This window comes from Anabaena cylindrica UHCC 0172 (assembly GCF_034931625.1).
GTDB lineage: Bacteria > Cyanobacteriota > Cyanobacteriia > Cyanobacteriales > Nostocaceae > Anabaena > Anabaena cylindrica_A.
Genome location: NZ_JAYGGY010000007.1, coordinates 53,660 through 66,385 on the forward strand (window position 1 = coordinate 53,660; position 12,726 = coordinate 66,385).

Below are 12,726 nucleotides of genomic sequence, written 5' to 3' on the forward strand. Positions count from 1 at the left end.
AAGTTCACCGAGACATTTCCCATAGGAAACTCAATCAAAAGAATAGTGAAAAATCTGACAATTTATGATTTTTAGTTGATTTATTATGAATAAAATCAATTTTGTTAGAAGTATTAGTTTAATTATGCCTAGTTCTAAAACTTTATCCACAGCTTTAAATTTTCAAGAAGATTACCCATGCCCTGTTTGTAGAGTCGGTAAAATTTCCCCTATGCCATTAATGGAAGCAATGTCTTGTAACTTTTGCCAAGAAATTTTTACCGTCAATTTGGAAATACAGCAAATCAAAATGCCTTCTAGACAACCTCCGCTGGTTTGGCAGTGGAATGGCTTTAAATGGACAGAAGCCCAACTAGAAGGTGTTGAATTAGGTTGGGGTTACGTATTAGCAGCAATGGCTTTTGTCATTTTACCAACCACCTTAATTGGCATAGGAGCTTATTATTTTCCTCCAAATCCTGATGTACCTCTTTCGTGGGTACCATATATCTGGACATTACTCACATTTTCGTTACATTTATCAATTATAGTTTGGATTTTTATTGAAGTTTATCAGATTCCGATTGGAGCATATTTCCGAGCCATCAATCGCTGGAGAAATAGTGTCACAAGATGAATTTTCACATCTATATTGTGATACCTTTGTTAGCCGTAGACATCGACATTTGATACTTCATGGGCTTGCCATCTGCTCTTTGTAAATTTGAGCAAAACCGTGGCTGCAAAAAAATTAAATTCATTCACTATTTGATCATAAATGCAGCGACATTTTTAGTAATCCTAGGCATCACCGCCAGATTTCAGCGAACTATAGTAGAATTTTAGAAATAACTGACGTAAAATTTATAAAATACAAGACATTAGGGATTGGGATTAACCATCAGGAAAATTTCTACCTCAGCCGTCAGTTCGCAATTTCCCGTATGAGTGCGGAAGCCAACTCAATGAATCGTTATACTCAACATATAGCGACATCACTCATAATTAATTTAATTATTATTTGATTTTTCATCAACACATCGTATGAGCGAACTGGAGCGATACTACAACATCTTAGAATTAGAGCCTGGAGCAACACTAGAAGAAATCAACCAGGCTTACAAAGATTTAGTGTTTGTTTGGCATCCTGATCGCCTCCCTAAAGACAACCACCGCTTACAACAAAAAGCTCAAGACAAACTCAAAGCCTTTAATGAAGCTCGTGAAAAATTACGTTCTTTAAACGATAGGTCTCAAACTGCAAATTATTCTAGACCAACTCAACAAAAAAAACCATCCTCCACTTATTATCAACAACCACAAACAAACTATCAACAACCCAATCAAAATCCAGACTTGAGTGGAAAAGATTTTAGTCGCGCTAATTTAAGCAATAGAGATTTATCTGGTAGAAACCTAAGCTATGCAAATTTAAGCGGTTCTAATCTCAGTGACACTTTTATGCACAAAGTTAATCTCAGAGGTGCAGATTTGTCGGAAGCCAATTTGTTTAGAGCTAACCTGCTGTTAGCAGATATGAGAGAAGCAAATTTACGCTCGGCTAATTTGATTGGTGCGGATCTCAGCGGTGCAGATTTGCGCGGTGCAGACTTGACAGGTGCTAGAATTCGTTCTGGTGAGCGTCTACTCGTGAAACTGATTGGTGCTAACTTAGCTGGGGCTATTATGCCAGATGGCGCAATTCATGGTTGACCTTAACCTTAGTTATCAAAAAAATAAATAACTAAGTTGACGTACCTGCAATATGGGAAACTTCGTAATATTCCTGAGAAAATAAATTTCCCAAAAAAGGTATCATATGTAACAGAAACTTGAAAATATTCTGAGAGAAGCTACTTCACAGGTGTCTAAAATTTTCCAAACAAACCACTTAAGTTTGAATTTTTAAATTTAAACTGGAAAATAGCGACAATCATTTAGTTATAAACTCTTGTAATATCGCTTTTTGCAAATGCAATCTGGAAAGTAATTTAATTTTTTGTTTAGATCGTCATGAATATAGCAATAATTGGTTGTGGTTATGTTGGTTATGCAGTTTCTCAATATTGGCAGGAAAATAAAAATTTTATCATTACTGCAACCACAACTACTCCTGAGCGTGTATCTGATTTAAAAGCTGTAGCTCAAAAAGTTATAGTCACCCAAGGTAATGATTTAGAATCTCTAAACTCAGTATTAAAAAATCAAGATGTCGTCATATTAAGTCTAGGTGCAAAAAGTGCAGATAACTATGAAGAAACTTATCTACAAACTGCTAAAACCTTAGTTTCTGTACTGCGACATTCTCCCAGCATTCATCAATTAATATATACGGGAAGTTATTCGGTATACGGAGATAGAAATGGTGTTTGGGTAGATGAAGAAACACCACCAGCACCACCTAATTTGAATGCTCAAATTCTTCGCAAAACCGAAGATGTTTTACTATCAGCAGATAATGAAAACCTCCGTGTTTGTATCTTACGTTTGGGAGGGATTTATGGGCCTGATAGAGAATTGGTGAAAATATTTGGACGAGCAGCTGGTACAACTCGTGCCGGTAATGGCGAAGAAATCACAAATTGGATTCACCGAGATGATATTGTTGGCGCTATAGAATTTGCGCGTAACCACCGCTTACAAGGTATTTATAATTTAGTAGATGATTCACATCTTACCAGTCGAGAACTAATTGATAATGTGCTAACAAAACATAATTTATCTAATGTGATCTGGGATGCATCAAACAAGAGTAACCGTCCATATAATACGTGGGTGTCTAATCAAAAGATAAAAGACGCAGGATACCAGTTAATTCATCCTCAAATAACTTTTTAACTAGAAATATTGAATTTAGCATTATGCAACCTTTTACCCTAGCCAATACACCAGGCATTACTGCATCTCCTACCAAGTTTTATAATTGGCAGAATTATCGCTGTGCTTATGAAATACATCAACCCATAGATTCATCTGCTGACAGTACTCCTTTACTTTTAATTCATCCTATTGGAGTAGGATTATCAAGGCAATTTTGGCAACGATTTTGCCATGCATGGTATCAAACTAATCATCAAAATATCATCTATAATCCTGATTTATTGGGATGTGGTGAAAGTGATATGCCTCCTATAGCTTATACACCAATTGATTGGGCAAAACAATTACAACATTTTTTACAAACAGTAGTACAACAACCTGTGATTTTAATAGTGCAAGGTGCTTTATCAACAGTAGCTATTGAATTAGTTAAATTAGAGCCAAATCTAATTAAAGGAATTGTACTTTCTGGGCCAACAGCTTGGAGTGTAACTACCAAAAATGCACCTAAATGGCAACAAAGTCTGCTTTGGACTATCTTTAATTCACCTCTAGGAAATGCTTTTTTCCGCTATGCACGGACACGCAAATTTTTAGTTTCTTTCTCAACTGAAAAACTTTTTGCATCTAGTGAAGCTGTTGATGAAGAATGGTTAAATACTTTAATGGCAGATGCTAAAAATATGGGTGGTCGCTATGCTGTATTTTCTTTTTTAGCTAGGTTTTGGCAACGGGATTATAGTATTGATATTGCCTCTATTCAACAACCGACATTAGTTGTTTTAGGAGATACAGCATCAGCTATTAGTAAGGAAGGTAAAAAAGAAACGCCTGATGAACGTTTGGCAGATTATATGGCTTGTTTACCTCAAGGTCAAGGCATGAAAATCAGCGGCAGAAATGTTTTACCATATGAATCAACTGCTGGATTCGTAGCGGCTGTATCTCCATTTATTAATGAAATTTCTGCGTTGACATCTTAAAAAGACTACGGGAGTCTATTGCTAAAGTGGTTTGTGCTTAAAAGCGTATTGTAAACTCACTATTTTATGATGAGTATACCTACGCTACCAAACTATTATAAATAAATTGGATTTTTATAACCTGTGATAGTTGCCACTCTCGTGTCAAACTTATAAAGGAATCTTAATCACAAAATTATAGGAGTGGTGGGAATGGATGTGAGCCTGATTGTATCCAACATCTTGAATCCACCTGTGTTAGCTTTTTTTATGGGGATGTTGGCGGTTTTCCTGAAGTCAGATTTGGAAATTCCTGCACCCATTCCTAAGCTGTTTTCCCTGTATTTGCTATTTGCGATTGGGTTTAAGGGTGGTGTGGAACTGGTAAAAAGTGGTATTAGCCAGGAAGTGATTTTAACTATGCTGGCGGCGATTTTAATGGCTTGCCTTGTTCCAATTTATACTTTTTTTATTCTCAAGGTAAAATTGGACTCTTACAACGCCGCTGCGATCGCAGCTACCTATGGTTCAATTAGTGCTGTAACCTTTATCACGGCTAGTTCTTTTCTGACTCAATTAGATATCAGCTTTGATGGTTATATGGTTGCAGCCTTGGCTTTGATGGAATCTCCGGCTATTGTTGTTGGTTTGATATTAGTAAAATTATTTACTGTTGATCAAAGTGACAGAGAGTTTAATTGGTCGGAAGTATTACAAGAAGCATTTCTAAATAGTTCCGTATTTCTCCTAGTTGGTAGCCTGATTATGGGATTACTCACAGGTGAACATGGTTGGACGACATTAAAACCTTTTACACAGGATATGTTTTACGGAGTCCTCACATTCTTCTTATTAGATATGGGACTTCTAGCGGCGAAAAGAATCAAAGATTTGCAAAAAACCGGCGTTTTCTTAATCTTGTTTGCCATACTCATACCAATTGTCAATGCCGGAGTTGGTTTAATTATTGCTAAACTAATCGGTATGCCACAAGGAGATGCTCTCTTATTTTCCGTGTTGTGTGCTAGTGCTTCTTACATTGCAGTTCCAGCAGCTATGCGACTAACTGTTCCAGAAGCTAATCCTAGTCTATACGTTTCTACCGCTTTAGCTGTGACATTTCCTTTTAACATCATCATCGGCATACCCTTTTATTTATACGCAATTAATATCTTTTGGAGTTGAGATTATGGAGTTAGTTAAACGGCTAGAAATTTTTGCTAATTATGTTGAAGTCGGCAAGATTTTAGAAGCTTTGGAAAAAGCTGGTGTCCCTGAACATACGGTTATTAAGAATGTCGCCGGTAAAGGTAGAGGAGGAACAGACAGTGATGATTTAGCAATGACCTTGCTAGATAATATTTATATTATTGCTTTCTTTGCTCCTGAAAAATTGCCGTTGGTGGAGGTACAAATTAGAAAGATTTTAAATAAATTTGGTGGGACTTGTTTTATTTCTGATGCAATGGAATTGAACACAACTAAGTGTGTTGGTTAGGTAAATTATAGCAGGAGTCAGAAGTCAGAAGTCAGGAGTAAAGTACCCATTTTTTGGAATCAAATTGATGCTCACAATTGAATTGAGAAATGGGTATCTGACTTACGCCACACTACGCTATCAGCAAACCCTATTTATTTAGATTTATAAAAAATGCCATCTACACATCCCCCTATTAGCCAATAAATCGGATCTCTGTTTTTGGAAATAGTATTCTGTGGGTACAGGTAAAAAAATCACTAATCTGATTACAATACTCAAGGTGAAATTTAATTACCTTGTGTGACTAATCATGGAAAATTTCGTTTTTTACAATCCAGTTAAAATCCTATTTGGGAAAGGTCAAATTGCTAATATCGCTTCAGAAATTCCCGCAGATGCTAAAATTCTCATCACCTATGGCGGTGGTAGCATTAAAGCCAATGGCGTTTATGACCAAGTAAAATCGGCATTAGCTGGAAGGAATGTATTTGAGTTTGGTGGTATTGAACCCAACCCCCACCTGGAAACTTTGATGAAAGCAGTGGAATTGATACGCAAAGAAGGTATTGATTTTTTGTTAGCTGTAGGTGGTGGTTCAGTTGCTGACGGGACTAAATTTATAGCTGCTGCGGTTCCTTTTGTGGGCGACCCTTGGGATATTTTAGCAAAAGGCGCACCGATAACTGCGGCTTTACCTATGGGGGTGGTTTTGACTTTACCCGCAACTGGTTCAGAGATGAATACAAGTTCTGTTGTTACCAAGTGGGAAACTCAAGAAAAGTTATTTTTCAGCAGTCCCCTAGTGTTTCCTAAATTTTCGGTTCTTGACCCAGAAACGACTTTCTCCCTCCCTCCTCGGCAAATTAGCAATGGTATTGTTGATGCTTTTACTCATGTGATGGAACAGTATTTAACCTATCCGGTGAATGCACCATTACAAGACCGCATGGCTGAGTCAATTCTGAAAACCCTGATTGAGGAGGGGCCAAAAACCTTAGCAAATCCTACCGATTATGATGCGCGGGCGAATTTAGTCTGGTCAGCGACAATGGCGTTAAATGGATTAATTGCTGCTGGTGTACCTCAAGATTGGACAACTCACATGATTGGTCATGAGTTGACAGCGTTGCATGGTATGGATCATGCTCAAACTTTGGCGGTTGTGTTACCTAGCACTTTGACTATTAGGCGCGATCGCAAATCACAAAAACTTCTACAATATGCAGATAGAGTTTGGGAAATTGTCGGTGGTTCAGAAGATGAACGGATAGATGCAGCAATTACTAAAACTCGTGATTTCTTTGAATCAGTTGGTGTTCGCACTCATTTATCTGACTATGGTGTGGGAGTAGAAACCATTCCCGCAGTTATCGAGAATTTAGAAAAGCATGGGATGACAGCTTTGGGGGAAAATAAAGATGTTAACCCGCAAGTTGTTGAGAAAATTTTAGCTCTTTGCGCTTAGAGATTTAATTTGTAGGGTAGGTAAAATACCTACCCATAACAAAGCAATTTTTAATATCTAAAATTTTTCAACTTGGGATAACAACAATATTGCTACAAATTCTATAATATAATTATCACCACTACAGGAGTCCGTATGACCCAGATATATGAGGGAGTACGCTGGACAAGCTCAGACATTGAACTCTTGCCAGATAACGGTAACCGTTATGAGATAATTAATGGAGAATTATTTGTGACAAGAGCGCCTCATTGGAAACATCAAAAAGCTTGCAACAATGTTTGTACAGAACTCACACTTTGGTCTAGAGAAACCGGTTTAGGAGAAGCTGTAACTGCTCCCGGTATTATTTTTACTGATGCTGATAATGTCATTCCTGATGTGGTTTGGGCAAGTAATGAAAGATTAGCAACTTTATTAGATGATAATGGACATTTAACAGGTGCGCCAGAATTAGTAATTGAAGTACTTTCTGCTGGTATGGAAAATGAACGCCGAGATAAAGAAGTGAAATTAAAGCTTTATGCTTCTAGGGGTGTTCAGGAATATTGGATAATGAATTGGCGGTTGCAACAAATAGAAGTTTATCGAAGAGAAAGGGCAATTTTAGTATTAGTAGAAACTCTGTTTGCTAATGATGAGTTAATATCGCCTCTGTTGCCTGAATTTAGTTGTGTTGTGGATAGTTTATTTAAGTAGAAAAATCCTTAAAGTTAACATTGAAAGACCAATATTTTCTAGAAGTCAACCAAAATGCTACAAGCAATATTAAAACCTCTCACATTAGACATCTCCAAAATAGTATCATTCTGTGATAAAAGAACATTAGAGAAGTTTTTTGACACATAACCATGAGTGATATACTGAAGCATATTGAAGAAAATCCTAAAGAAACACGGAGGTTAATTGGTCTGGAGTATGAACAGTTACAATTTTAACAATCCAAGCTTATATATTTTGTAACCGTTCAGGGGGGTAGAATATTACCCAAAATCGCCAAGGTTCTTATTGTGCAAGGGTTTGGAGTGATTTATGCCATAACCTAATTGCACCGAAAATGCCTAAGAAATAAGTTTCAATCCCAGTATAGGACTTTTGCTTATTCAAAATAAACTGTAAAAAATCAAATCTAGGGTGGTTTTCGTATTGATTCCCTTTGATCTTATATGGGGCATTTTGTTGATCACCCCCTGAACGGTTACGTTAAAATTTTATCTTTATTTGGTTAGATTCTCTTTGACAAGTCAATAAATAAAAATGACAGACACATCTACAGATAATCAAAATAATTTGACAAATATCTCAAAAATCCTATGGGATAACGTTTTAAAACCTGACAATTCTTGGAAAGATAACCCTAAATGTAGTGAGATACAGCAAAAATTATTACATTTTAACCCTGATCATCTTGATGCTCCAGAACATATTGATAAAGTTATTAAATGCGTAATTAGAGGAGTGCGTCTTACAGAAGAAGCGATTAATTGGTATGAACCTTCTATTGGAGATACTCTAAAACGCGGAGAGATAGATAAGATAAGGGGAGTTCAATGGCGACTTGTAATTGCTTATAGTGGATTTGAAATTACTACTAAAGCATTAATGAATAATTTCGAGAGATTCGAGAGAGGAAAACGACGACCAAAACATCTAGATATTCCTAATCTTATAAAAAAGTGCAGTCTTCCAAGCTACAATCCTCTGGATACACCAAATCCTAAGAAAAAAGAGAATTTTGATAAATGGCTTGCAAAAGATCAAGATGCAATTGCTGAATTTCTGTCAGTAACTGCTGGGGATAAAAAAATCATTGAACGTTGGATTATTCAAGCTAATTCTATTTCGTCTTGGGAGGATGCTGTGAAACTAGCTAAAGCTCTCAGAAATGCCTCTGCACATGGATTTCTTTCGGCCAAAAAAGTCCAGGATTGGCAACTTAAGCCTGGTTTATCTATTCTTGCTGATAATTTAGGTGAAATTATGGCTGCTGGACTAAAAAAATTGATGGCTCTTCGGTAGTTGTTATGCTAGATTTTTAATTAAAATCCTGGTTTTGCCTTTAAAATCAAGGCTTACAGGCAGTTATATCCTGAATTTTACAATCAAGCGTAAAACGTTAAGGACAATAGCTGTAATTTCTTATTTAGTAGGGGTTTGAAGGTTTTTTGTAGGAGTATTTAGCATAACAGGTGATGAAGAGCCAAATTGATTTAGCAAATTAAAGCAGATTCTCGACTTCTCTAAGAAGTTGAAGATATGAACCTTTTCGTTATAAAAAACAGGTATTGACGTTTGCTACCTAACTATTTAGTATATAAAGTATGTATATAAAACCAACTTGTAGAGACGAGTAGGGCTTAAAACGGATTGATCTACCTGAAAGGGGCATCATAATTATTCCAAATATATACATATTACATGAAACTTATAATCTAAGTTTTAAGAATACACAGTGAACTCATGGCATCAAACTTTTTGCCCACTGTGTATTTCCCCATAGCTTTCCTGAAAATTTGTGAATAAAAAAATACCTGACTGCTTAGAGAAGTCGGGTATTTGAGTTTCCGACGCTATGTTCAAAAAATAGATATTGACGTTTGCTCTTTAACTGTTTATAATCAGTGATTAACAAATGTACGGTGAACTCATGGCATCAAACATAGTAGCCGCCGTACATTCTTTGGCTTTCAATCAGAAATTAAATAAGTAAGTAAATAGCTTCGGCTGCGATATCAGCATGAATGTAACAGTTTGCTTCTATTTCCAGTACAGCCTTAGCCTCCTGACTCCAAACTAATGAACAGGTGGCGCTTTTCCGACTTTTCCCTTACCTAGAAAAATTAATAAAGGTAATGAACAGAGAAAGACAATACCGACAAAACGGAAAATATCTGCATAGGATAAAATTGCCGCTTGGGTATTAACTAATTGTGCCAGGGAAGCGATCGCTTGTTGGTGAGCAGTTGTGGCATCAGCACCCCTATTTGCAAATAATCCTGTCAGAGCATTCAGCCGTTGACTTGTCTGGGGGTCATAGGGAGTCAGTTTTGCTAATAAAATGGCGCGGTGGAAAGACTCTCGTTGACTGAGTAGTGTAGTTAAAATCGCAATCCCAATACTTCCACCCAACTGACGACTGAGATTATAAAAACCAGAACCCGCAGATATATCTTCTTTAGGAAGAGAACCCAGGGTAGCCAAACTCAGAGGTAAGAACATCAAAACTGTAGCCGCACCCCTCCATACCAGAGGCCAGAATAAATCATCTGTGCCAGTTTGGGGCGTAATTTTTGCTAAATCAAACATCACAGCAGCCGTACCAACTGCCCCTAATCCAATTAAAATCCGAGCATCTACCTTACTGGAAATTTTACCCAAGAGAACCATCATAATAGCTGAAGCCAAAGCTCCCGGAGCTAGTAAAAATCCGGTTTGTGTTGCCGAAAAGTGGAGTACTCCCTGAGTAAACAAAGGTACGGTAAATAAAGCTCCATACAGTCCCATACCCAGAATTCCAGAGTAAAGACTTCCCGCTGCTAAAGATTTATGCCGGAGTACCCGCAAGTCAACCGCTGGCGCTTTCGTACTCAATTCTCGCCAGATAAATAGAATTAGCCCAATACCACCCGATATAGCTAGAGTTGTAATAAAACCTGATTCAAACCAACCTTCCTTTTCCCCTTCCTCTAAAAACGCCTGTAAACCACCTACAGCAATACATAACAAAGCAATTCCTGCCCAATCAACTCGCCGCTGGCTTTGGGAATGCTTCTTTTTGTCGGGTTGCAGGAACACGATCGCCATAATTACAGCGATAATCCCAATAGGCAAATTAATAAAGAAAATCCAGCGCCATCCTAATGTATCAGTTAGATAGCCGCCTAAAGTAGGGCCAATCGCGGGGCCAGCAATCACTCCAACTCCAAACACAGATTGAGCTACACCCTGTTCTGAAGGAGGAAAGGTTTCAAACAGAATCGCCTGTGCTTTTGCCAGCAGTCCACCGCCACACAAGCCTTGAAGAATACGAGCAACGACCAACATCGGTAAGTTAATGGATAGACCACACAACACCGAGGCAACCGTAAACCCAACCATCGAAAACACAAAGTAGCTTTTCTTGCCAAAGACATCACCCAACCATGCAGACAGGGGAATCAAGACCACATTAGCGATCGCATAACCAGTCACAACCCAACCAATTTCTGTAATCGTTGCCCCCAAAGTTGTCTGTATATCTACCAAAGCAACGTTAACAATACTAGTATCAATTACCTCCAAAATCGCCCCTAAAGATGCCGTCAGAGCGATCGCCCATTTCAGTGAACCCTGCACATACCCATCTGCATCGTAGGCAGGTTTTTTCAATCCTGATGAGGAATTACGGTTTGTAGACATTGTAAATTTAGAAAGAAATGTATAAGGGGGGAGGAGGCAGGAGGCAGAAGGCAGGAGGCAGGAGGCAGGAGGCAGGAGGCAGGAGGCAAGAGGTAGGAAGTAGAAGATCAATACAACCCCAACCCACACTCAAAACTCATTACTCAGCACTCATTACTCAGCACTCAGCACTCAGCACTCAGCACTCATTACTCATTACTCGTATTCACCGTGACCTTAACGCTTAATCCCGGTCTGAGCCTGTGTTGTGGGTCAGTGTTTTGTGCAAACATTAGTCGAATTGGAACCCATTGCACCACCTTATTAAAGTTACCAGTCGCATTATCAGGTGGAATTAGAGCAAAACTAGAGCCGGTAGCTGGACTGATGCCTGCAATGGTAGCGTCGAAGACTTGACCCGGATAGGCATCAACTTCTACCTCAGCTTTCTCACCAATTTGCAGCTTACCCAACGCCGTCTCCTTAAAGTTGGCATCCACATAAATAGCATCAGTTTGCAGAGATACGACTGATAGCAAAGGCTGTCCAATTTGCACTTTTTCACCCACTTGGGCAGTGAATTGTCCCACATATCCATTAATAGGGGCGTTGATTGTGGTATATTTCAACTGTTGTTGAGCTAGTTGCAAAGTTGCTTTTGCTTGCTCAAGTTGCGCCTTGGCTCGTTCTTGCTGATCCTTCTGCACAGTAATATTCTGCCCAAATACTAATTTCTCAGCCACTTGTCCTTGAGCCTGTGCAACTCCGGCTTGTGCGCTTTGTAGTTGAGCCTGAGCGTTTTTTACTTCAGCTTGAGTTTGAGTAACTGTCTTTTTAGCTGCTATCAATTCGGCTTGAGCATTCTCATAAGCTGCTCGTGTAGTATCTAACTGTTGTGCGGAAATTGCCCCTTCTTGATATAGCTGTTTATAACGCTGAAAATCTGTCTGTGTCTTATTTACAGCAGTCTGCGCCTGATTAACACCTGCCTGATTGGTTTCCACCTTTGCCAAAGCTTGATTGATATTTGCTTGGGCTGCACTCACTGCTGAGGCTTTGGTGGCTAAATTTGATTGTGCTTGTTGTACCTGAGTCGGATTGGTTTGGCTAGTAACATTGACCGTATCTTTAGCCTCTTTTAATTGGGCTTTAGCCGCAGCCACTGCTGCTTGGGCTTGTTGCACTTTCAAGCTCAAATCTTGGTCTTCGAGAATTACTAAAGATTGACCAGCTTTTACATAATCACCATCTTTGACCAACACCTGCTGGACTGTGGCGGGAATTTTAGCAGAGATAGGAGAGAGGTGTCCTTTGATTTGAGCATTGTCAGTAGAAACGTGGGTATTTTGAAATTGCCACCACCTCGCCCCGAAAATAGATCCCACTGTCAGGGTAATCGCACCAATTACTAGCAATAGTCCTCGACCAAATTTATTTTTGTGGACTACTTGTGGTTTTTCCGTTTCCTCTTTTTCTTTGGTGGTTACATAACCATTGGCGGAATCTTGTTGATTCTGCTGATCTTGAAACTCTGAATCTGGCAGTTTTATTTTTGGCAGAGCATCAAGATCAATGGTATCGAGTTTGTTGATATAGTTTTTATCGGTGAGTGGTTTCATAATTTATCTCAACTTATGCGATCG

General features: G+C 38.5%; 11 protein-coding genes. 9 read left to right on the plus strand and 2 right to left on the minus strand.

Annotation, left to right across the window (positions count from 1 at the left end):
* Positions 1-124: 124 nt before the first annotated feature.
* The 9 genes from VB713_RS03585 (at position 125) to VB713_RS03625 (ending at position 8,725) form a co-directional block, all read left to right on the plus strand.
* Entirely contained in the window at positions 125-616 is a 492-nt protein-coding gene (locus VB713_RS03585) for a hypothetical protein (protein WP_323310244.1), read from the plus strand.
* A gap of 407 nt (positions 617-1,023) precedes the next feature.
* Positions 1,024-1,692: a pentapeptide repeat-containing protein gene (locus tag VB713_RS03590; protein ID WP_323310213.1), complete on the plus strand. Its 669-nt coding sequence runs from the start codon at positions 1,024-1,026 to the stop codon at positions 1,690-1,692.
* A gap of 300 nt (positions 1,693-1,992) precedes the next feature.
* Complete coding sequence (locus tag VB713_RS03595) at positions 1,993-2,817, plus strand: SDR family oxidoreductase (RefSeq protein WP_323310214.1); 825 nt, start codon at positions 1,993-1,995, stop codon at positions 2,815-2,817.
* A gap of 23 nt (positions 2,818-2,840) precedes the next feature.
* Positions 2,841-3,782 (plus strand): alpha/beta hydrolase, encoded by a 942-nt coding sequence (locus VB713_RS03600; RefSeq protein ID WP_323310215.1) that lies wholly within the window; start codon positions 2,841-2,843, stop codon positions 3,780-3,782.
* 192 nt (positions 3,783-3,974) lie between these two features.
* Entirely contained in the window at positions 3,975-4,946 is a 972-nt protein-coding gene (locus tag VB713_RS03605) for a sodium-dependent bicarbonate transport family permease (protein WP_323310216.1), read from the plus strand.
* A gap of 4 nt (positions 4,947-4,950) precedes the next feature.
* Positions 4,951-5,259: a P-II family nitrogen regulator gene (locus VB713_RS03610; RefSeq protein ID WP_323310217.1), complete on the plus strand. Its 309-nt coding sequence runs from the start codon at positions 4,951-4,953 to the stop codon at positions 5,257-5,259.
* A gap of 292 nt (positions 5,260-5,551) precedes the next feature.
* Positions 5,552-6,706, plus strand: a complete 1,155-nt coding sequence (locus VB713_RS03615; protein ID WP_323310218.1) for an iron-containing alcohol dehydrogenase — start codon at positions 5,552-5,554, stop codon at positions 6,704-6,706.
* 135 nt (positions 6,707-6,841) lie between these two features.
* Positions 6,842-7,405, plus strand: a complete 564-nt coding sequence (locus VB713_RS03620; protein ID WP_323310219.1) for a Uma2 family endonuclease — start codon at positions 6,842-6,844, stop codon at positions 7,403-7,405.
* A 558-nt stretch (positions 7,406-7,963) separates the two neighbouring features.
* A complete protein-coding gene (locus VB713_RS03625) occupies positions 7,964-8,725 on the plus strand; it encodes a hypothetical protein (RefSeq protein ID WP_323310220.1) in 762 nt (253 codons plus the stop codon).
* Positions 8,726-9,499: 774 nt separating this feature from the next.
* Here the strand turns inward: VB713_RS03625 and VB713_RS03630 are convergent.
* Both VB713_RS03630 and VB713_RS03635 read right to left on the minus strand, forming a co-directional pair.
* Positions 9,500-11,104, minus strand: a complete 1,605-nt coding sequence (locus VB713_RS03630; RefSeq protein WP_323310221.1) for a DHA2 family efflux MFS transporter permease subunit — start codon at positions 11,102-11,104, stop codon at positions 9,500-9,502.
* A gap of 188 nt (positions 11,105-11,292) precedes the next feature.
* Positions 11,293-12,702, minus strand: a complete 1,410-nt coding sequence (locus VB713_RS03635; protein WP_323310222.1) for an HlyD family secretion protein — start codon at positions 12,700-12,702, stop codon at positions 11,293-11,295.
* Positions 12,703-12,726 lie beyond the last annotated feature (24 nt).